Here is a 21,485-nt window from a genome sequence, read left to right as displayed (position 1 = left end):
ATGGAACGCATCGATCATGTACTGCCGTGGAGCAGCCTGGGAACCGAACGCCAGTTAACGGTGTTTCGTTTCGGCACTGGCGAGCGTAAAGCCTATATTCAGGCCAGCCTGCATGCCGATGAGTTACCGGGCATGCGCTGCGCCTGGGAACTGAAAAAACGCCTGGTGGAACTTGAAGCCAGGGGCGCCCTGAACGGCGTGATCGAACTGGTACCTGTGGCCAACCCGCTGGGCTTGGGCCAGTTGCTGCAAGGCAACCATCAGGGGCGTTTTGAGTCCGGCAGCGGCAAGAACTTCAACCGTGATTTCACTGAGTTGAGCGCGCCTGTGGTTGCTGCGCTGCAAGGGCAACTGGGTGACGACCCCCATGCCAATATCCGGCTGATCCGTCAGGTGATGCTGGATGTGCTGGAGCAATTGCCACCGGCTACAAGCCAGTTGCAGGGCATGCAGCGGGTGCTGTTGAGCCATGCCTGTAATGCGGACATCGTGCTTGATCTGCATTGCGATGCCGAAGCGGCATTGCACATGTACGCCCTGCCTCAGCATTGGCCGCAGTGGCGCTCGCTGGCCGCGCACCTGAACATGAGGGTTGGATTATTGGCCGAAGACTCGGGCGGCAGCTCGTTCGATGAGGCCTGTTCGTTACCGTGGCTACGCTTGCAGCGTCAGTTCGCCGATGCGCAGATTCCCCTGGCCTGTATGGCGACCACCCTGGAGTTGGGCGGGCAGTCCGACACCGGGCGTCCGCAGGCCGAGGCTTATGCAGAAGGTATCCTGGCATTCCTGGCCGAGCAGGGCCTGATTACGGGCGACTGGCCAGCTGCGCAGCACGAGGCCTGCGAAGGCATGCCGTTTGAAGGCACCGAGCTGTTGTATGCACCGCACCCCGGTGTGGTGAGTTTTTTACGCCCGGCGGGCGCCTGGGTTGAAGCCGGCGAGCCGCTGTTTGAAGTGATTGATCCTTTATCTGACCGGGTCAGTACGGTATGCGCGGGCACGGCCGGCGTGTTATTTGCCGTTGAGCGACTGCGTTATGCCCAACCCGGTTTCTGGCTGGCTAAAGTGGCAGGGCGTGAGCCTCTGCGTCACGGGCGCTTGCTCAACGACTGACTGTTTTTGTGAGAACCGACAACATGTACAAGCTTGAAGTCCAAGACCTGCATAAACGCTATGGCAGTCACGAAGTGCTAAAAGGCGTTTCGCTGGCCGCCAAGGCAGGCGATGTGATCAGCATCATCGGTTCCAGTGGTTCCGGGAAAAGTACTTTTTTGCGTTGCATCAACCTGCTTGAGCAGCCGCATGCGGGCAAAATCCTGCTCAATGGCGAAGAACTCAAGCTGATTGCCAACAAGGACGGCGCGCTCAAGGCCGCTGACCCCAAGCAACTGCAACGCATGCGTTCGCGCCTGTCGATGGTGTTTCAGCATTTCAATCTGTGGTCGCACATGACTGCGCTGGAAAACATCATGGAAGCGCCGGTGCATGTGCTGGGCATGTCCAAGGCCCAAGCGCGGGAAAAGGCCGAGCATTACCTGAACAAAGTGGGCGTGTCCCATCGCAAGGATGCCTACCCGGGGCACATGTCCGGTGGCGAACAGCAGCGCGTGGCCATTGCCCGGGCGCTGGCGATGGAGCCTGAAGTCATGCTGTTTGACGAGCCGACTTCAGCCCTCGACCCTGAGCTGGTGGGCGATGTACTGAAAGTGATGCAGGATCTGGCTCTCGAAGGGCGGACTATGGTTGTGGTGACCCACGAAATGGGCTTTGCCCGTGAAGTGTCCAACCAGCTGGTGTTTCTGCACAAAGGCATCGTTGAAGAAAGCGGTGATCCGCGTGAAGTACTGGTAAACCCGCAATGCGAGCGTTTGCAGCAGTTCCTGTCAGGCAGCCTGAAATAACTGCAGCTTTAAGACTGCCTCTGTGCACCAAAATAGGTCATGCTCCGCGTCTCGCGCAGCTGGCCCAGGCTGGGTGTTGGCGCATTTGGTTTTTCTCCTGTTTTCGTTCCGGATAGCACGCTATGACCGCCCATCGAATTGGTTTCCTCATTTGGCCCAGTACCAAAGCCTTGACTCTGGCGCTGGCTGAGGAAGCGTTGCGTGTTGCTCAGCGCGTGCATCCTGATGTTGTTTACGAGTTGCTGTTTTTGCAGGCGGAACCTGCGGTCGAAGGCGCCTGGCAGCTGCCCGGTGAACCATGGACCGGCAAGCTGGAAGGCTGCCAAAAGCTGTTTTTGCTGGCGGACGAACCGCCGACCACCATCGCGCCGGCCCTGAGCAGCGCGCTCAAGCAATTGGTGCGCGCGGGCTGTGTGATTGGTGGTCTGTCCGCCGGGGTGTATCCACTGGCGCAAATAGGTTTGCTCGACGGTTATCGTGCGGCTGTGCACTGGCGCTGGCAGGATGACTTTGCCGAGCGCTTCCCTAAAGTGATTGCCACCAGCCATTTGTTTGACTGGGACCGCGATCGCCTGAGTGCCTGTGGCGGCTTGTCGGTGCTGGACTTGTTGCTTGCAGTATTGGCCCGTGACCATGGCGCCGAGCTGGCGGGCGCGGTCTCCGAGGAGCTGGTAGTAGAGCGCATTCGTGAAGGCGGCGAGCGCCAGCGCATTCCTCTGCAAAACCGCCTGGGGTCGAGCCATCCCAAGTTGACTCAGGCCGTGTTGCTGATGGAAGCCAATATTGAAGAGCCGCTGACCACAGACGAGATTGCCCAGCACGTGTGCGTGTCTCGCCGGCAACTGGAGCGGATTTTCAAGCAGTACCTCAATCGCGTTCCGAGCCAGTATTACCTGGAGTTGCGTTTGAACAAGGCCCGTCAAATGCTGATGCAAACCAGCAAGTCGATTATCCAGATCGGCCTGTCGTGCGGTTTTTCATCGGGGCCGCATTTCTCCAGCGCCTATCGCAACTTCTTTGGCGCAACGCCTCGGGAAGATCGCAATCAGCGTCGCAGCAGCAGCCCGTTTGAGTTGTCATCGGCACCAGCCGAGCGTGGCTGAAATCCAGCAGCTTCGATTTGCCTGAGGGCATCACGCACCATGACGATTAGTCACAGCGTGTTGGTGCTGCCGAAAATACGGCCCAGCGTTTAAACTGCGCCTTTGTGACGGAATATGTCGCATTGCCGCAAGCCTTGAAAAATCGTGGTTGGACGCTGTAAGAAGTTGTCGCTTGGCGACAAGGCTTGCCCTCCGCGTGTCCTTACAATCCCCCCATCGCTTGCCAGTTTAGGCAGGCGATCCTCTTCAGGAGACTCCGATGTCCGTTGAGCAAGCCCCGGTGCAACGCGCCGATTTCGACCAGGTCATGGTTCCTAACTACGCACCTGCTGCCTTTATTCCTGTGCGCGGTGCCGGTTCCCGGGTTTGGGATCAGGCGGGCCGAGAACTGATCGACTTCGCAGGCGGCATCGCCGTTAACGTTCTGGGTCATGCACACCCGGCACTGGTCGGCGCGTTGACTGAACAGGCGAACGCCCTTTGGCACGTATCCAATGTGTTCACCAACGAGCCGGCCTTGCGTCTGGCCAAAAAACTGGTGGATTCGACATTCGCTGAGCGGGTGTTCTTCTGCAACTCCGGCGCAGAAGCCAACGAGGCCGCTTTCAAGCTGGCCCGTCGTGTTGCGCATGACCGTTTTGGCCCCGAAAAATACGAAATCATCGCTGCGCTCAACAGCTTTCACGGGCGCACGCTGTTCACCGTAAACGTGGGTGGCCAGTCGAAGTACTCCGACGGCTTCGGGCCGAAAATCACCGGCATCACCCATGTCCCGTTCAACGATCTGGACGCTTTGAAAGCGGCTATTTCGGACAGGACCTGCGCTGTTGTGCTGGAGCCGATTCAAGGTGAAGGCGGCGTGCTCCCGGCCGAGCAGGCTTACCTGCAAGGCGCGCGCGAACTGTGCGATCAGCACAATGCGTTGCTGGTGTTTGACGAAGTGCAAACCGGCATGGGCCGTACCGGCGAGTTGTTTGCCTACATGCACTACGGCGTGACCCCCGACATCCTGACCAGCGCCAAGAGCCTGGGCGGCGGTTTCCCGATCGCTGCCATGCTGACCACTGAAGCATTGGCCAAGCATCTGGTTGTCGGTACTCACGGCACTACTTACGGCGGCAACCCGCTGGCGTGCGCGGTGGGCAATGCGGTCATCGACGTGATCAACACCCCTGAAGTGTTGAACGGTGTGAAGACCAAACACGACCAGTTCAAAACCCGCCTTGAAAAAATTGGCCAGCAATACGGCATATTCACGCAAGTACGTGGCATGGGCCTGTTGATTGGTTGTGTCCTGAGCGATGCCTGGAAAGGCAAGGCTAAAGACATCTTCAACGCCTGCGAGAAAGAAAATCTGATGATTTTGCAGGCGGGTCCGGACGTGGTGCGTTTCGCCCCGAGCCTGGTGGTTGAAGAGGCCGATATTGAAGAAGGTCTGAACCGCTTCGAGCGCGCCGTACAAAAGCTGACGCAAGCCTGATCGTGATTTCAACGCCTGATTTTTCAGGCGTTGACTCTTTTATATGCTGAACCGTAACCCCTGTAGGAGCGAGCTTGCTCGCGAGCTTTTCATCGTGTTCCCACAAAGCTCGCTCCTACAGGGGGCAGGTTCGGTAATTTCTTCTGTGTTGTTCAAGGATTAAGGAGTGACACCATGCTGGTGATGCGCCCTGCGCAAATGGCTGATCTGGGCGAGGTACAGCGTCTGGCTGCGGACAGCCCGATTGGTGTCACTTCACTGCCGGACGATATCGAACGTCTGCGCGACAAGATCGCTGCCTCTGAAACTTCATTTGCCGCTGAAGTCAGCTTCAATGGTGAGGAGAGCTATTTCTTCGTTCTCGAAGATACCGCTACCGGCAAGCTGGTGGGCTGCTCGGCCATCGTGGCATCGGCTGGCTACTCAGAGCCGTTCTACAGCTTTCGTAACGAGACCTTCGTTCATGCCTCCCGCGAGCTGAAGATTCACAACAAGATTCACGTGTTGTCGCAGTGCCATGACCTGACCGGCAATAGCCTGCTGACCAGCTTCTATGTGCTTCCTGAATGGGTGGGTTCGGCCTGGTCCGAGCTCAACTCCCGCGGACGCCTGCTGTTTGTGGCCAATCACCCTGAGCGCTTTGCCGATTCGGTGGTCACCGAGATCGTCGGTTACAGCGATGAAAACGGCGACTCGCCGTTCTGGGACGCCATTGGCCGCAACTTCTTCGACTTGAACTACGCCGCCGCCGAGCGCCTGTGCGGGCTCAAAAGCCGTACTTTCCTTGCTGAACTGATGCCGCATTACCCGATTTACGTGCCATTGCTGCCTGACACCGCGCAAGAGGCGATGGGGCAAGTGCATCCGCGGGCGCAGATTACCTTCGACATCCTGATGCGCGAAGGTTTTGAGACCGATCACTACATCGATATTTTCGACGGCGGCCCGACCCTGCATGCGCGGGTTTCGGGCATTCGCTCGATTGCTCAGAGCCGTGTTGTACCGGTCAAGATCGGGGCGCCAGTCAAAGGCGGCGGTCGTCAGTATCTGGTGGCCAACGCCCAGTTGCAGGATTACCGCGCGGTATTGCTGGAGCTCGACTGGGCACCGGGCAAGCCGGTCATGCTGGATCTGGAAGCGGCCGAAGCACTCGGTGTTGGCGAAGGTGCCAGCGTACGAGTGGTGGCGGTTTAACGCGTTTAGCGAGTTTCGCGGGGTTCGTCAGCGAGCCCCGTCTGAGGAGATAGCATGATCGTTCGTCCTGTACGCAATAGCGATTTACCGGCCCTGATTGAGTTGGCCCGCAGCACTGGCACCGGCCTGACGACCTTGCCGGCCAATGAAGAACGCCTGTTGCACCGTGTCACCTGGGCTGAAAAAACCTTCCGTGGCGAAGCCGGGCGTGGTGATGCGGACTACCTGTTTGTGCTCGAAAACGACGAAGGCAAGGTGGTCGGCATTTCTGCCATTGCCGGCGCTGTAGGTCTGCGCGAACCCTGGTACAACTTCCGGGTGGGGCTGACAGTCAGCGCCTCCCAGGAGCTGAGTATTTATCGTGAAATCCCGACCCTGTTTCTGGCCAACGATCTGACCGGCAACTCTGAACTGTGCTCCCTGTTCCTCAGTGCCGATTACCGTACCGGCCTCAACGGCCGCATGCTGGCCAAGGCGCGGATGCTGTTTATCGCCGAATTTCCTGAGCTGTTCGGCAACAAGATCATTGCCGAAATGCGTGGCATGTCCGACGAAGCGGGCCGCTCGCCGTTCTGGGAAAGCCTGGGCCGGCACTTCTTCAAAATGGAGTTCAGCCAGGCCGACTACCTGACCGGCGTCGGCAACAAGGCCTTTATTGCCGAGTTGATGCCCAAGTTTCCGGTCTACACCTGCTTCCTGTCTGAAGATGCCCGCGCCGTGATCGGTAAAGTGCATACCCACACTGAACCTGCATTGAACATGCTTAAAAGCGAGGGTTTCAGCTACCAGGGTTACGTCGACATTTTCGACGCAGGCCCGGCGGTTGAGTGCGAAACCAGCAAGATCCGCGCTGTACGCGACAGTGAAGCACTGGTGCTGGCCATCGGCACCCCGGGTGACGATGCCACGCCTTACCTGATCCACAACCGCAAGCGCGAAGAGTGTCGTATTACGGCGGCACCGGCGCGTCTGGCCGCAGGCACGCTGGTGGTCGATCAATTGACCGCCAGACGCTTGCAACTGACTGCTGGCGATCAAGTCCGCGCGGTTGCGTTGTCGGCCCAACCAGTGGCCCCACGGGAGTCGAAATAATGAGCACGTTGTATATCGCAGGCGCCTGGCAGAACGGGCAGGGCGAAGCATTTGAATCGCTGGACCCGGTCACCCAGCAGGTGTTGTGGGCAGGTAAGGGTGCCAATGCTGGGCAAGTCGATGCTGCAGTGAAGGCTGCGCGCGAGGCCTTCCCGGCCTGGGCCACGCGTTCTTTCGAGGAGCGCCTGAGCGTACTCGAAGCGTTCGCTGCCAGCCTCAAGAGTCACGCCGATGAACTGGCGCGCTGCATCGGTGAGGAGACCGGCAAACCCCTGTGGGAGTCGGCCACCGAAGTCACCAGCATGATCAACAAGGTGGCAATCTCGGTACAAAGCTATCGCGAGCGTACGGGTGAGAAGAGCGGCCCGCTGGGCGATGCTACCGCCGTGCTGCGCCACAAGCCGCACGGAGTGGTAGCGGTATTTGGTCCGTATAACTTCCCGGGCCATTTGCCGAACGGGCATATCGTTCCGGCTTTGCTGGCCGGTAACAGCGTGGTGTTCAAACCCAGCGAGCTGACGCCCGCGGTTGCCGAACTGACGGTCAAGTGCTGGATCGAAGCCGGCTTGCCGGCGGGTGTGTTGAACCTGCTGCAGGGCGCGCGCGAAACCGGTATCGCCCTGGCGGCCCATACGGGCATAGACGGTTTGTTCTTCACTGGCTCGAGTCGCACCGGCAACGCGCTGCATCAGCAGTTCGCCGGTCGTCCGGACAAGATCCTGGCCCTGGAAATGGGCGGCAATAACCCGCTGGTGGTCGATCAGGTGGCCGATCTTGACGCTGCGGTGTACACCATCATTCAGTCGGCCTTTATCTCGGCCGGGCAGCGTTGCACTTGCGCCCGGCGCTTGCTGGTACCGCAAGGTGCATGGGGTGACAGCCTGTTGACGCGTCTGGTTGAGGTCAGCCAGAGCATTGAAGTGGGTGCTTTTGATCAGCAGCCGGCACCGTTCATGGGTTCGGTCATCTCCTTGGGTGCTGCCCGGGCCCTGATGGATGCTCAGGAAGTATTGCTGGGTTCAGGCGCTGTGGCGCTGCTGGAAATGACTCAGCCGAACACCAATGCCGCGTTGTTGACCCCGGGCATCATTGACGTCACAGAGGTCAGTGACCGATCCGATGAAGAGTTGTTCGGGCCGCTGCTGCAAGTGATTCGTTACACCGATTTCGACGCAGCGATTGCCGAGGCCAACAACACCGCGTTCGGTCTGGCTGCAGGCCTGTTGTCTGACTCCCAAGCGCGTTATCAGCAGTTCTGGCTGCAAAGCCGGGCCGGGATCGTGAACTGGAACAAGCAGCTGACAGGCGCAGCCAGCAGTGCACCGTTTGGCGGTATCGGAGCATCGGGCAACCATCGCGCCAGTGCCTACTACGCCGCTGACTATTGCGCGTACCCGGTTGCCTCCCTGGAGACACCGACCCTGGCGTTGCCGGCGGCGTTGACTCCAGGCGTGCGAATGTCCTGAAGCGTCAATTCCTGCGGGAGCTGGCCAGTTAGCCCCAGAATTTTGATTCATGCCTATTACAACCGTTTGCCGGAGCCTCGCTGATGAAGTCCTTTGAAGTCAATTTTGACGGTTTGGTGGGGCCGACCCATAACTATGGCGGCCTGTCGTTTGGCAACGTCGCTTCCCAGAGCAACAGTCAGCAGGCCTCCAATCCCAAGGAAGCCGCGCTGCAGGGTCTGGAAAAAATGAAAGCGCTGATGGACATGGGCTTTGTCCAAGGTGTGCTGGCGCCTCAAGAACGTCCTGATGTCGGCGCTTTGCGCAGCCTGGGTTTTAGCGGCACCGATGCGCAGGTCATCCAGCGTGCCGCCAAGGAAGCGATGCCATTGCTGGTCGCCAGTTGCTCGGCGTCGAGCATGTGGGTGGCCAACGCGGCCACGGTCAGCCCGAGCGCTGATACGGCAGACGGCCGGGTGCACTTCACCGCCGCGAACCTCAACTGCAAATTCCATCGCAGCATCGAGCATCCGACCACCAGCCGTGTGCTGGGGGCGATGTTTGCCGATCAGCAGCATTTTGCGCACCACGCGGCGTTGCCGGCGGTTGCTCAATTCGGCGATGAAGGGGCCGCCAACCACACGCGGTTTTGCCGGGAGTATGGCGAGGCGGGGGTGGAGTTTTTTGTATACGGGCGCAGTGCGTTCGATAGCCGCTACCCGGCGCCGCAAAAATACCCGGCCCGCCAGACCCTCGAAGCTTCGCAAGCCGTGGCGCGTCTGCACGGCTTGAGCGAAGAGGGCGTTGTGTTTGCCCAGCAAAACCCGTCGGTGATCGATCAAGGGGTGTTTCACAACGACGTGATCGCAGTGGGCAATGGCGAGTTGTTGTTCCATCACCAGGATGCGTTCCTCAACACCGAACAGATGCTGGCCGAACTGCACGGCAAACTGGCGGCCCGCGGTGGCAACTTCCAGTCGATCAGCGTGCCCCGTGATCAGGTGGCAGTAGAGGATGCGGTGCGCTCTTATCTGTTCAACAGCCAGCTGCTCAGTCGCGCTGACGGCTCGATGTTGTTGATCGTGCCCGAAGAGTGCCGCAGCAACCCCCGCGTTTGGCAGTACCTGCAAGGGCTGACGGCCGCGGGCGGGCCGATTCGCGAGGTCAAGGTGTTTGACCTCAAGCAAAGCATGCAGAACGGTGGCGGCCCGGCGTGCCTGCGGCTGCGGGTTGCCCTTAATGAAACTGAGCTGGCGGCCGTCAACCCAGGGGTTATCATGACCCCCGGTCTGTACGACACGCTGACCCGCTGGGTAAGCAAGCACTACCGCGATGCCTTGCGTGAAAGCGATCTGGCAGACCCGCAATTGTTGCTTGAATGCCGTACGGCACTGGATGAACTGACGCAAATCCTTAAACTGGGCGCGGTTTACCCCTTCCAGATCAATTGAACACGTGTGTGCCTGCGGTTTTTTCGCCTCGGGCGCGCAACGTCACCTGCAAATGAGAGCTGAATAATGACCGATACCCTGAAGCTGATCCTTGAAGATACCGACGGCACCCAGCTGGAAACCTCCTGCACCCGCGTCGCGGTCATGTGGCAGGGCAAAGAGCTGTGGATTCAGCAAGACGGCCGTGGCCAGTTGCTGATCGGTGTGGACGTTGAAGAGGGCGATGCCGAATACGCCAACCTGTTGCTGCGTCCATTGGCAACTAACCTCGTAAGTCTGCAACTGGAAATGGAACCGGCAGACCTGGGCGATGATGAAGACGGTCACGTACACGGTCCGGACTGTAACCACTGATAAAAGGATGTTTTATGCTCGCCCTCGGCAAACTGCTTGAACTGACCCTGGCCGGACGTGAACCGGCCGAGAAGACTCAACTGACTGTCGACGGCGTGCGGATGCGCTGGCTGGCCGAGGGCGCACTTGAAGTGCGCCCTGCGCAAGGTCGCGATAACGGTATGGATCTGCTGTTGTCGGCCGGTATCCACGGTAATGAAACAGCGCCGATTGAGCTGCTCGATCGCCTGTTGAATGACATTGCCCGCGGCGACATCAAGCCTCGGGCCCGAATCCTGTTCCTGTTTGGCAACCCTGGCGCCATGCGCACCGGCGCGCGGTTTGTCGAAGAGGATCTGAACCGGCTGTTCAACGGTCGTCACGAAAACAGCAGCGGCCCCGAGGCCCTGCGCGCGTGCGAGCTTGAACATCTGGCCGAAACATTTTTCAGCCTCCCCGAACGTACTCGCCTTCACTACGATCTGCACACCGCCATTCGCGGTTCGAAGATCGAGCAGTTTGCGCTTTACCCCTATAAAGAAGGTCGTGTGCATTCGCGTGACGAGCTGGCCCGCCTGCGCGCTGCCGGCATGGAGGCGGTGCTGCTGCAGAACAAGCCTTCAATCGTATTCAGTGCCTACACCTACGATCAGCTGGGCGCCGAGGCGTTTACCCTCGAGTTGGGCAAGGCCCGACCTTTCGGGCAAAACGGCGGGGTTAACGTCGAGCGTCTTGAGCTGCGTTTGAAGCAGATCATCGAGGGCACCGAACCGCCGCTGGCTGATGCTTCGCTCGAAGGCCTGCAGCTGTTCAGCGTGGCCCGCGAAGTGATCAAGCACAGTGATGCGTTCGTCTTGCATTTGCCGGTGGATGTCGAGAATTTCTGCGAGTTGTCCAAGGGCTATTTGCTGGCGCAAGACACAGCCAAGACACGCTGGATCGTCGAAGAGGAGGGTGCGCGTATCATCTTCCCCAATCCAAAGGTGAAGAATGGTTTGCGGGCCGCAATGATCATCGAGCCGGCGAAAGCGGCGGTGCTCGTTTAGCTGTAGGAGCGAGCTTGTCTCGCGATGCTCTCGATGGCGCCGTGTTTACCCGCACGGCGCCATCGTTAGCAATCATCGCTATTACCCTGAATTACACCGCGCGTTTTTGCTGGTTATCCATACGCTTGATAGCGCGAATTTTCTGCAGGGTATCGACGCAGGTTTTTGCAGCTTCCTGGCCTTTGTGCACGAAGTGGTCGAAGAAGAACTTCTGATGCTCCTCGCCTGCGTGGAAGTGATGCGGGGTGAGGCTGACCGAGAAGACCGGAACTTCGGTTTCCAGTTGAACCTGCATCAGGCCGCTGACCACTGACTGGGCGACGAAATCGTGGCGATAAATGCCGCCGTCGACAACCAGTGCTGCGCCGACGATACCGGCATAGCGGCCAGTCTTGGCCAGCAGTTTGGCGTGCAGCGGGATTTCAAACGCACCGCCGACTTCAAAGAAATCGATGTCGCTTTCCTGATAACCCTGCACCAGCATTTCGGCCAGGAAACCTTTACGGCTCTGGTCGACGATCTCTTTGTGCCAGGAGGCCTGGATAAACGCTACGCGCTCGTTGTGGTGAATTGCGGTGGGTTGCATGTTCTGACTCCTGTTTGTGTGAAAAACAGGGCATATGAATCGAATGGGATTTAAGGGTACGTTCAAGCGAATCATGTACGGCTATCAGCAGCAACACAATCGCGCCTGGTTGACGGCCCTTTGGCGCCAATCCCGTTCTCTCTTCATCCGGACTATGACCGTCGGCCCCGGGATCACACCGGGTCTGCTGACCTTGACCGCCCTCCAGCCGAAACCTTAGGACCTGCCAAGCGCTCGCGGGCTATGCGCATTGCGCGCAATTACCGCCGGTGGGGAGTTGCACCCCGCCCTGAGAACGTTGCCACCAGTGTTTCTGGCGGCGGACATTTTGTATCACATATGTTTCAAGGATGCATCGCTGCTTTTTGCTAATAGCCATCAAATTCCCGGATGGTTTTAGCGGTCGATGGTGATGTAACTGCTTGAATATGAGCGATACGGTGCGCAGTCCACTTGTTCGAAAGGGAAGTCCGCGATTAGCATCCGGTGCTGACTCCCCATTGCCGAGGCTTGTTCAATGACTGATATCGATCTTCGTAGTGACACAGTGACCCTACCCAGCAGCGGTATGCGCGAAGCCATGGCAAATGCGCCGTTGGGCGACGATGTGTATGGCGAAGATCCAATGGTGAACAAGCTGGAGTCGGAGCTGGCCGTGCGTCTGGGCTTTGCCGAAGCGTTGTTTGTACCTACCGGGACCATGAGCAACTTGCTGGCATTGATGGCCCATTGCGGACGTGGCGAGGAATACATCGTCGGGCAGCAGGCCCACACCTACAAATATGAGGGCGGCGGTGCGGCGGTATTGGGTTCCATTCAACCGCAGCCGCTGGAGGTGCAGGCGGACGGTTCGCTGGACCTGGATCAGGTCGCCGCGGCGATCAAGCCTGACGACTTTCATTTCGCCCGCACCCGCTTGCTGGCGCTGGAAAACACCATGCAAGGCAAGGTCCTGCCACTGGAGTACCTGGCCGCAGCCAGTCGCCTGACCCGTGAGCACGGGCTGGGGCTGCACCTTGATGGCGCGCGGCTGTACAACGCTGCAGTCAAACTGGGGGTGGATGCGGGCGACATCACCCGGCATTTCGATTCGGTCTCGGTATGTCTATCCAAAGGGCTGGGCGCTCCAGTGGGCTCGGTGTTGTGCGGTGCTGCGGACTTTATTGGCAGGGCTCGGCGTTTGCGCAAAATGGTCGGTGGCGGCATGCGTCAGGCCGGACAGCTGGCGGCTGCGGGCCTGTACGCGCTGGACCACCAGGTCGAACGCCTGGCGGATGACCATGACCACGCCCAGTTGCTGGCCGAGGGCTTGCGTGCTGGCGGCTATGAGGTTGAGCCGGTCCAGACCAACATGGTTTATGCGCAACTGGGTGAGCGGGCGCAAGCGCTCAAGATATTTGCCGGCGAACGTGGTATCAAACTGAGTGCCGCACCGCGTCTGCGAATGGTCACGCACATGGATGTCAGTCGCCAGCAGATTGAGCAGGTAATCTCGGTTTTAACCGAATTTAACCAACAATGAGTGTGCAGGCCGTCCAATTGCCTGCGCCTATCGTATAAACACGCTGTACCCAAGGCGAAGGGCCGATATAATGCGGCCCTTTGCGAGTCGCACTGTCGATGGACGTGATTGACTTGCCTCTGGCCGCAGCCTCCGTGGAAGAACCTATGAAAAGCGCAGAAATCCGTGAAGCCTTCCTTCGCTTCTTCGAGGAGCAAGGTCACACCCGTGTCCCGTCCAGCTCCTTGGTCCCGAACAACGATCCGACCCTGCTGTTCACCAACGCGGGGATGAACCAGTTCAAGGACTGTTTCCTGGGTCAGGAAAAACGGGCTTACACCCGAGCTACCAGCAGCCAGAAATGCGTGCGTGCCGGTGGCAAGAACAGTGACCTGGAAAACGTCGGCTACACCGCCCGTCACCACACTTTTTTCGAAATGCTGGGCAACTTCAGCTTTGGCGACTATTTCAAGAAAGACGCGATCAATTTCGCCTGGACGTTCCTGACCGGTGTCTTGAAACTGCCTAAAGACAAGCTCTGGGTGACGGTCTACGCCAGCGATGACGAAGCCTATGACATCTGGACCAAAGACGTCGGCGTACCCGCCGAGCGCATGATCCGCATCGGCGACAACAAGGGTGCTCCGTACGCTTCGGACAACTTCTGGACCATGGGTGATACCGGCCCGTGCGGCCCGTGCACCGAAATTTTCTACGATCACGGCCCTGAAATCTGGGGTGGCCCACCGGGCTCGCCGGATGAAGACGGTGACCGTTACATCGAAATCTGGAACAACGTGTTCATGCAGTTCAACCGCACCGCCGATGGCGTGTTGCATCCGTTGCCTGCGCCGTCGGTAGACACCGGCATGGGCCTGGAGCGGATCAGTGCGGTGATGCAGCACGTCAACTCCAACTACGACATTGACCTGTTCCAGAGCCTTTTGAAAGCTGCTGGCGAAGCGATTGGCTGTGCCAATGAAGGTCAGGCGTCGCTCAAAGTGGTGGCTGACCACATTCGCTCGTGCAGCTTCCTGATCGCTGATGGCGTGCTGCCTTCCAATGAAGGCCGCGGCTATGTGCTGCGCCGTATCATTCGTCGCGCGTGCCGCCACGGCAACAAGCTGGGTGCTACCGGCAACTTCTTCTACAAGATCGTCGCGGCGCTGGTTGCCGAGATGGGCGCAAGCTTCCCGGAGCTGGTGCGTGAGCAGGCCAACATCGAGCGCGTGCTCAAAGCCGAAGAAGAGCAGTTCTCCAAGACCCTGGAGCAGGGGCTGAAAATCCTTGAACTGGATCTGGCTGACCTCAAAGGCACCGTGGTGCCGGGCGACGTAGTGTTCAAGCTCTATGACACCTACGGCTTCCCGATGGACCTGACGGCCGACATCGCCCGTGAGCGTAACCTGACCGTTGACGAAGAAGGCTTCGAGCGCGAGATGGAAGCCCAGCGCGTGCGTGCACGTTCGGCCAGTTCGTTCGGCCTGGACTACAACACCCTGGTCAAAGTCGACGTGCCGACCGAGTTCATCGGCTACAGCGCCACCCACAGCCCGGCCAAGGTAGTTGCCCTCTATAAGGATGGCCAGTCTGTTGCCAGCCTGAATGAAGGTGATGAGGGCGTGGTTGTTCTCGATCAAACCCCGTTCTACGCCGAATCTGGCGGTCAGGTCGGCGACTGCGGTTATCTGCAGGCGGGCACTGCCCGTTTTGACGTGCGCGACACCACTAAAACCGGCGGCGCGTTCCTGCATCACGGTGTGGTTGCAGCGGGCGGCCTGAAGGTCGGCGAAACCGTTGAAGCCCAGGTCGACGCTGAAGTTCGTCACGCCACGGCGCTGAACCACTCGGCCACCCACTTGTTGCACGCTGCTTTGCGCCAGGTACTGGGCGAGCACGTTCAGCAGAAGGGCTCGCTGGTTGACAGTCAGCGCATGCGCTTTGACTTCAGCCATTTTGAATCGATCAAGCCTGAGCAAATCAAGGCGCTGGAAGATATCGTCAACGCCGAGATTCGCAAGAACACCCCGGTCGAGACTGAAGAAACCGACATCGACACCGCCAAGCAAAAAGGCGCCATGGCGCTGTTTGGCGAGAAATACGGCGACAACGTGCGCGTGCTGAGCATGGGCGGTGATTTCTCGGTCGAGCTGTGTGGCGGTATCCACGCCAATCGCACCGGTGATATCGGTCTGATGAAAATTACCAGTGAAGGTGGTGTAGCCTCCGGTATCCGTCGTATCGAGGCGGTAACCGGCGCAGCCGCACTGGCTTACCTGAACGCCGCTGAAGAGCAGCTCAAGGAAGCCGCCAGCCTGATCAAGGGCTCGCGTGAAAACCTGGTCGACAAACTGTCGGCTGTGCTGGAGCGCAATCGCCAGCTGGAAAAACAACTCGAACAATTGCAGGCCAAGGCCGCAAGTGCTGCCGGCGATGATCTGTCGTCGTCTGCAGTGGATGTAAAAGGCGTGAAAGTGTTGACCGCCCGCCTGGACGGTCAGGATGGCAAGGCGCTTCTGGCGCTGGTAGATCAGCTGAAGAACAAGCTCGGCCGTGCAGTGATCCTGCTCGGCAGTGTTCATGAAGACAAGGTTGTACTGGTTGCAGGCGTAACCAAGGACCTGACTGGCCAACTCAAAGCCGGTGATTTGATGAAGCAAGCCGCTGCGGCAGTGGGCGGGAAGGGCGGTGGTCGTCCGGACATGGCGCAGGGTGGCGGTGTTGATGCTGCAGCCCTGGACGCCGCGCTGGCCCTGACTGTGCCATTTGTCGAGCAAGGTATCTGAGGTCCAGTACGCGCCGTCGTCTACGGCGCGTGGTTTGAATGATAAATGGGCGCCCTTTATGGGCTGAGGCTGCTTTGAAATGGCTTTGATCGTACAAAAATTCGGAGGCACCTCGGTCGGCTCTGTCGAGAGAATCGAGCAGGTCGCCGAGAAAGTTAAGAAGTTCCGTGAAGCCGGCAATGATCTGGTGATTGTTCTGTCTGCAATGAGCGGCGAGACCAATCGCCTGATCGAACTGGCCAAGCAAATCAGCGATCAGCCATTGCCGCGTGAACTGGATGTGATCCTGTCCACGGGCGAGCAGGTGACAATAGGTCTGCTGGCGATGGCGCTGAACAAGCGCGGCGTGCCAGCGGTGTCCTACACCGGCAGCCAGGTGCGGATCCTTACGGACAGCTCGCACACTAAAGCCCGGATCCTGAAAATCGACGACCAGAAGATTCGTGCCGACCTCAAGGCCGGGCGCGTGGTTGTGGTCGCAGGTTTCCAGGGCGTGGATGAGAGCGGCAACATCACTACGCTGGGCCGTGGCGGCTCTGACACTACTGGTGTGGCGCTGGCGGCAGCCTTGAAGGCGGACGAGTGCCAGATCTACACCGATGTCGATGGTGTCTACACCACAGACCCGCGGGTTGTGGCGCAGGCTCAGCGTCTGGAAAAGATCACCTTCGAAGAAATGCTGGAAATGGCCAGCCTGGGTTCCAAGGTGTTGCAGATCCGGGCGGTCGAGTTCGCAGGCAAGTACAACGTTCCGCTGCGCGTATTGCACAGCTTCAAAGAGGGTCCTGGCACCCTTATTACTATTGATGAAGAGGAATCCATGGAACAGCCGATCATTTCTGGCATCGCTTTCAACCGCGATGAAGCCAAGCTGACCATCCGTGGCGTGCCAGATACTCCGGGCGTTGCGTTCAAGATCCTGGGCCCGATCAGTGCGGCCAACATTGAAGTCGACATGATCGTGCAGAACGTGGCGCACGATAACACCACCGACTTCACCTTCACCGTTCATCGCAATGACTTCACTGCGGCTCAGACGGTGCTGGAAAACACGGCCCGTGAAATTGGCGCGCGTGAAGTGGTCGGCGATGCCAAGATTGCCAAGGTGTCGATTGTCGGTGTTGGCATGCGCTCACACGCGGGTGTTGCCAGCCGCATGTTTGAATCGCTGGCCAAGGAGAGCATCAACATCCTGATGATCTCGACTTCCGAGATCAAAGTCTCGGTAGTGATCGAGGAGAAGTACCTGGAGCTGGCCGTGCGTGCGTTGCACACCGCTTTTGAACTGGACGCTCCTGCCCGACAGGGTGAGTAAAGCGTTGCCCGAGGGCGCGGTTGATCCGCGCCCTTTGTTTTTTTGATTTGCATAAACGAAGACTGCTGCTTTCGTCATGTTGGTCAATACTAAAGGCGCGGCGGCCTATAGCTAATTAGCTAGTAGGCCGAAGCCCTTTTTTTTTGCAGACTGTTGTCCCTGAAATGAATAGCGTGAGGAGAAACGTATGCTGATTTTGACTCGCCGATGTGCGGAAAGCCTGATCATAGGCGATGGCGAAATTACTGTGACCGTGCTCGGCGTCAAAGGAAACCAAGTGCGAATTGGTGTGAATGCCCCCAAGGAAGTGGCTGTACACCGCGAGGAAATCTACCTGCGGATCAAGAAAGAAAAGGATGAAGAACCAAGTCTCTAATTTTATTTAAGTTTTTAGTTGCATACGGGGAAAAGGCTGGTTATTATACGCCCCGTGTTGCGGAGAGGTGGCCGAGTGGCCGAAGGCGCTCCCCTGCTAAGGGAGTACATCTCAAAAGGGTGTCGGGGGTTCGAATCCCCCCTTCTCCGCCATTTATTCAAGTAGCACGTTCGAATCTAGCCATTTCGGTAAGTTGTTGAAATTACTGAAAAAAGTACTTGGCAGAGAGATTCAACGGTCTATAATACGCAGCTTCAAATGCACTCGTAGCTCAGCTGGATAGAGTACTCGGCTACGAACCGAGCGGTCACAGGTTCGAATCCTGTCGAGTGCACCATTTAAAGAGTTAGTTGCTTCGGTAGTTAACTTTGCTTCAACCAGCGGTGGTCTGGTCTAACAAACACAACTTGCACTCGTAGCTCAGCTGGATAGAGTACTCGGCTACGAACCGAGCGGTCACAGGTTCGAATCCTGTCGAGTGCACCATTTAAGAGTTAGTTGCTTCGGCAGTTAACTTTGCTTCAACCAGGGTGGTCTGGTTTAACAAACACAACTTGCACTCGTAGCTCAGCTGGATAGAGTACTCGGCTACGAACCGAGCGGTCACAGGTTCGAATCCTGTCGAGTGCACCAAACACCAAAAAGCCTGCACATTGTGCGGGCTTTTTGCTTTCTGCGATTTGAGTCATGTTCAAATGCGTCCGCCGGCCGCAACCTCTTGTCATGCTGCAGACTTCTCTCCTGATTACTCTGACCCTCTGATAAAAACTGAAGATTCATGATTATTTGCCGCAGTATGTGTTCTGTGTGAATCATTCGGCGTCGCAGATTCAGTTTCGCCAGTGTGCCGCAAGCAATTGTTATCTCCGAGATTTTTAGCGTCATTAATTTTTAAGCCGTGTATGATTGCGCCCGTCAGCCCCGCCGGGGCTTGTGGAAGACCTCCATGGACTTACCCAGTAGAAACTCAGCATCCCGTTTTTCCAATCATGAATTGACTGATTGATCCTTCCGGCGTGCCCTGCTGCTGGGAGTGGAGTTCGCCTATGACCGAAGTTGAAGTAAAGAAAACGCAAGACAGCCTGCAAAGCCGCCTCGCTCAAGTGATTGAGCTGCTTAACCGCCAGCGTGTGGTCGAGGATCTGACCCATCGTCAGGAAGGCCATCACCATGACCGGGTTGAAAACCTGGTCCACCGGCAAAACCTTGTCGAGCTCCAGCGCAAGCTGGAAGACCTGCACTCTGCAGACGTTGCCTACATCCTTGAAGCATTGCCGCTCAACGATCGCCTTACGGTCTGGCAGCTGGTCAAGGCTGATCGCGACGGCGACATCCTGCTTGAAGTTTCGGATTCGGTACGTGAAACCCTGATCGCCGACATGGACGATCACGAGCTCCTGGCTGCGGCCAAGGAGATGGATGCCGATGAACTCGCTGACCTGGCCCCAGAGCTGCCGCGAGACGTCATCCATGAGCTGATGGAGACCCTGGATGGCCAGCAGCGTGAGCGCGTTCGCTCCGCACTGTCCTATAACGAGGACCAGGTCGGCGCCCTGATGGACTTCGAGATGGTGACAATCCGTGAGGATGTCAGTCTTGAAGTGGTGTTGCGCTATCTGCGCCGCCTCAAAGAGTTGCCGGGGCACACCGATAAACTGTTTGTAGTTGATTACGACGGCGTGCTCAAAGGCGTATTGCCGATCAAGCGCTTGCTGGTCAACGACCCTGAGAAGCAGGTCGCTGACGTCATGGCCAGCGACACGGTGAGTTTTCACCCGGACGAAGATGCCTACGATGCGGCTCAGGCGTTTGAACGTTATGACTTGATCTCAGCCCCTGTTGTCGACAAGAACGGCAAGCTGATCGGCCGTTTGACCATCGATGAAATGGTCGATCTGATTCGTGAAGAAAGCGAAAACGAAGTCCTCAACATGGCCGGTCTGCGTGAAGAGGAAGACATCTTCGCTTCAGTCTGGAAATCCCTGCGTAACCGCTGGGCCTGGCTGGCGGTCAACCTGGTGACTGCATTTATTGCATCGCGGGTGATAGGGCTGTTTGAAGGCTCGATTGAAAAACTGGTAGCCCTGGCGGCACTGATGCCTATCGTTGCGGGTATTGGTGGCAACTCCGGTAACCAGACCATCACCATGATTGTGCGCGCCATGGCGCTTGACCAGGTCAACACCGGCAGCACCTCGCGCTTGATGCGCAAAGAGCTTGCCGTGGGCCTGATCAATGGCCTGGTGTGGGGTGGGGTGATAGGTGTCGTGGCGTACCTGCTGTATGGCAGCTGGTCGCTGGGCGTAGTGATGACGGCTGCCATGACTCTCAACCTGTTACTGGCAGCGTTGATGGGAGTGTTGATCCCCATGACGCTGGCCAGGCTGGGAAGAGACCCGGCAATGGGGGCTAGCGTGATGATCACCGCCATGACTGACAGTGGCGGGTTCTTCATCTTCCTGGGGCTGGCAACGATCTTCCTGCTTTGACCGCTGCCTGATCGGACCCCGGTCTGATCAGGCCGTTTGAATGTCAGGCGTGAATAGCGCCCATAAAAAAGCCAGCGCAGTGCTGGCTTTTTATATCTGGCTTGAATCAGGACGCGTTCGATGCAACTTCAGCGTCGTGAGCAATCAGGGACACCAGAGCATTTTGCTGGCGATGCGAGAGTTGGCGGAAGCGTTGCAGTAACTCACGTTCATGCAGGGAAAGCTCGGGGCTGTCCAGGCGCATGCTGAGTTCTTCACCCAGAGAGCCTTCCTGTATGAGGCTTTGCTCCAGTCGGGCGATGATTTCTGAGTTCATGCTGCGGTGATGATCGCGAGCCACTTCGGCAATGCGTTCGCGCATTCCGTCTGGCAGGCGTACGACAAACTTGTCGGCCGTACGGCTTGAGTAAATTGCCTGTTTCAATGGGCGCATTATAGTTAACCGGTTAGTTCAGGGGAGCGGTTCTCGGAATTGGCCGCAGGATGTGTTTAAGACCGTATCTGCGACCAAATGTTCAACCTGAATTGTTAAGAGGCGCGCATCATGCCTCAAATCCGCCACTTCCCTGGCGTCAATTCTGTGACAAATATTGAACCGGATAGAGGCGTTATGCCAGTAACGATTATCGGAAATATGCGTCGCAATGAAAAGCAGATAGAGATTTTTCTCATCCCCGCACGCCTATAAAAGGTATTTCACGACATCTAAGGCTTGTAAGCCTGCAGTCGGGCCTTACTTGTTAGCAGAAGCTGAGAGCGGGTGCAGTTTGACGGGACGTCAACTCCCGGGAGATCCAAGTCATGCCAGGCAAATTGATTTATTTGATGGGCCCTTCGGGCTCAGGCAAGGATAGCCTGATTGATGCCGTACGACCTTATCTGCCCGAGCGCGGATGCGAGGTTATCCGGCGAGTGATTACCCGCTCCAGCGAAGCGGTGGGCGAGGATGCGCTGGGTGTTTCCCATGAGCGCTTTCAGTCACTCAAGGAGGAGGGGGCCTTTGCCATGCACTGGCAGGCCAACGGCCTTGAGTACGGCATCCCGGTAGAAATCGACCAATGGCTCAATAGCGGGCGCCATGTACTGGTGAACGGCTCCCGGGGGTACCTCAAGCAGGCCCGCGAGCGTTACCCGGATTTGCTGGCGATCATGTTGTACGTCGATACCGGGGTGCTGCGTCAGCGTTTACAGGCTCGGGGTCGGGAGACGCCGGCTGAAATCAGCGACCGGCTCCAGCGCAACCAATTATTTATCGATTCAATCGATGAGCAGCAGTCTGAGCAGGTGTCAGTGCTGAACAATTCGGCTGCGCTGTCACTGGGGGTTCAAGGCTTTTTGGCGCTTATTGATGCCAGCCTGGCCCCTGCTGCCCACTCGGCATAACGGT

The 21,485-nt window shown here is 57.9% G+C and carries 18 protein-coding genes, 4 tRNA genes and 1 riboswitch; of the genes, 20 read left to right on the top strand and 2 right to left on the bottom strand.

Features of this window, described 5'->3' with window-relative positions:
- The 10 genes from ACP7BO_RS06185 (at position 1) to astE (ending at position 11,045) form a co-directional block, all read left to right on the top strand.
- Positions 1-1,113, top strand: a complete 1,113-nt coding sequence (locus ACP7BO_RS06185; protein WP_426209140.1) for a succinylglutamate desuccinylase/aspartoacylase family protein — start codon at positions 1-3, stop codon at positions 1,111-1,113.
- A 23-nt stretch (positions 1,114-1,136) separates the two neighbouring features.
- Positions 1,137-1,901 (top strand): ABC transporter ATP-binding protein, encoded by a 765-nt coding sequence (locus ACP7BO_RS06180; protein WP_060694501.1) that lies wholly within the window; start codon positions 1,137-1,139, stop codon positions 1,899-1,901.
- A 122-nt stretch (positions 1,902-2,023) separates the two neighbouring features.
- On the top strand, positions 2,024-3,004 hold the full coding sequence (gene argR, locus ACP7BO_RS06175; protein ID WP_397454526.1) for a transcriptional regulator ArgR: 981 nt from the start codon (positions 2,024-2,026) through the stop codon (positions 3,002-3,004).
- 259 nt (positions 3,005-3,263) lie between these two features.
- On the top strand, positions 3,264-4,484 hold the full coding sequence (locus ACP7BO_RS06170) for an aspartate aminotransferase family protein (protein ID WP_426209137.1): 1,221 nt from the start codon (positions 3,264-3,266) through the stop codon (positions 4,482-4,484).
- Positions 4,485-4,658: 174 nt separating this feature from the next.
- Positions 4,659-5,678 carry an arginine/ornithine succinyltransferase subunit alpha gene (gene aruF, locus ACP7BO_RS06165; protein WP_060694493.1) on the top strand — a complete coding sequence of 340 codons (1,020 nt, stop codon included), beginning with the start codon at positions 4,659-4,661 and terminating at the stop codon, positions 5,676-5,678.
- 54 nt (positions 5,679-5,732) lie between these two features.
- On the top strand, positions 5,733-6,770 hold the full coding sequence (astA, locus tag ACP7BO_RS06160; RefSeq protein WP_426209135.1) for an arginine N-succinyltransferase: 1,038 nt from the start codon (positions 5,733-5,735) through the stop codon (positions 6,768-6,770).
- Positions 6,767-8,236 (top strand): succinylglutamate-semialdehyde dehydrogenase, encoded by a 1,470-nt coding sequence (gene astD / locus ACP7BO_RS06155; protein ID WP_426209521.1) that lies wholly within the window; start codon positions 6,767-6,769, stop codon positions 8,234-8,236. The genes astA and astD overlap by 4 nt, the downstream gene beginning before the upstream one ends.
- An 83-nt stretch (positions 8,237-8,319) precedes the next feature.
- Positions 8,320-9,666 carry an N-succinylarginine dihydrolase gene (astB, locus tag ACP7BO_RS06150; protein WP_060694486.1) on the top strand — a complete coding sequence of 449 codons (1,347 nt, stop codon included), beginning with the start codon at positions 8,320-8,322 and terminating at the stop codon, positions 9,664-9,666.
- Between the two features lie 66 nt (positions 9,667-9,732).
- Entirely contained in the window at positions 9,733-10,020 is a 288-nt protein-coding gene (locus ACP7BO_RS06145) for a hypothetical protein (RefSeq protein WP_003440880.1), read from the top strand.
- Between the two features lie 14 nt (positions 10,021-10,034).
- Positions 10,035-11,045, top strand: coding sequence for a succinylglutamate desuccinylase (gene astE, locus ACP7BO_RS06140; RefSeq protein WP_397454525.1), 1,011 nt, complete (start codon positions 10,035-10,037; stop codon positions 11,043-11,045).
- Positions 11,046-11,136: 91 nt separating this feature from the next.
- Here the strand turns inward: astE and ACP7BO_RS06135 are convergent, their stop codons facing one another.
- On the bottom strand, positions 11,137-11,631 hold the full coding sequence (locus ACP7BO_RS06135; protein WP_397454524.1) for a 6,7-dimethyl-8-ribityllumazine synthase: 495 nt from the start codon (positions 11,629-11,631) through the stop codon (positions 11,137-11,139).
- Positions 11,632-11,761: 130 nt separating this feature from the next.
- Positions 11,762-11,932, bottom strand: a riboswitch (FMN riboswitch).
- Between the two features lie 216 nt (positions 11,933-12,148).
- Here ACP7BO_RS06135 and ltaE point away from each other — a divergent pair.
- The 9 genes from ltaE to mgtE all read left to right on the top strand — a co-directional run bounded on the left by ltaE (position 12,149) and on the right by mgtE (position 20,098).
- Positions 12,149-13,153, top strand: coding sequence for a low-specificity L-threonine aldolase (ltaE, locus tag ACP7BO_RS06130; RefSeq protein WP_397454523.1), 1,005 nt, complete (start codon positions 12,149-12,151; stop codon positions 13,151-13,153).
- A gap of 146 nt (positions 13,154-13,299) precedes the next feature.
- Positions 13,300-15,918 (top strand): alanine--tRNA ligase, encoded by a 2,619-nt coding sequence (gene alaS / locus ACP7BO_RS06125; RefSeq protein WP_397454522.1) that lies wholly within the window; start codon positions 13,300-13,302, stop codon positions 15,916-15,918.
- A 79-nt stretch (positions 15,919-15,997) separates the two neighbouring features.
- On the top strand, positions 15,998-17,233 hold the full coding sequence (locus ACP7BO_RS06120) for an aspartate kinase (RefSeq protein WP_060694479.1): 1,236 nt from the start codon (positions 15,998-16,000) through the stop codon (positions 17,231-17,233).
- A 187-nt stretch (positions 17,234-17,420) separates the two neighbouring features.
- On the top strand, positions 17,421-17,609 hold the full coding sequence (gene csrA / locus ACP7BO_RS06115) for a carbon storage regulator CsrA (RefSeq protein WP_003175645.1): 189 nt from the start codon (positions 17,421-17,423) through the stop codon (positions 17,607-17,609).
- A 61-nt stretch (positions 17,610-17,670) separates the two neighbouring features.
- Positions 17,671-17,761, top strand: a tRNA-Ser gene (locus ACP7BO_RS06110).
- 108 nt (positions 17,762-17,869) lie between these two features.
- Positions 17,870-17,946 (top strand) — tRNA-Arg (locus tag ACP7BO_RS06105).
- 72 nt (positions 17,947-18,018) lie between these two features.
- Positions 18,019-18,095, top strand: a tRNA-Arg gene (locus ACP7BO_RS06100).
- Between the two features lie 70 nt (positions 18,096-18,165).
- Positions 18,166-18,242 (top strand) — tRNA-Arg (locus ACP7BO_RS06095).
- Positions 18,243-18,655: 413 nt separating this feature from the next.
- Complete coding sequence (gene mgtE / locus ACP7BO_RS06090; RefSeq protein WP_060694477.1) at positions 18,656-20,098, top strand: magnesium transporter; 1,443 nt, start codon at positions 18,656-18,658, stop codon at positions 20,096-20,098.
- A gap of 106 nt (positions 20,099-20,204) precedes the next feature.
- On the opposite strand, the gene ACP7BO_RS06085 is transcribed toward mgtE, so the two are convergent.
- A complete protein-coding gene (locus tag ACP7BO_RS06085; protein WP_060694475.1) occupies positions 20,205-20,531 on the bottom strand; it encodes an Arc family DNA-binding protein in 327 nt (108 codons plus the stop codon).
- A 368-nt stretch (positions 20,532-20,899) separates the two neighbouring features.
- Here ACP7BO_RS06085 and phnN point away from each other — a divergent pair, with 368 nt between their 5' ends.
- A complete protein-coding gene (phnN, locus tag ACP7BO_RS06080; protein ID WP_426209131.1) occupies positions 20,900-21,481 on the top strand; it encodes a phosphonate metabolism protein/1,5-bisphosphokinase (PRPP-forming) PhnN in 582 nt (193 codons plus the stop codon).
- The last annotated feature ends 4 nt before the right edge of the window (positions 21,482-21,485 follow it).

It is taken from the genome of Pseudomonas sp. TWR2-1-1, assembly GCF_049897045.1.
Lineage (GTDB): Bacteria > Pseudomonadota > Gammaproteobacteria > Pseudomonadales > Pseudomonadaceae > Aquipseudomonas > Aquipseudomonas versuta.
The sequence above is the reverse complement of the archived record's forward strand: the minus strand, read 5'-3'. Positions and strand labels throughout refer to the sequence as shown.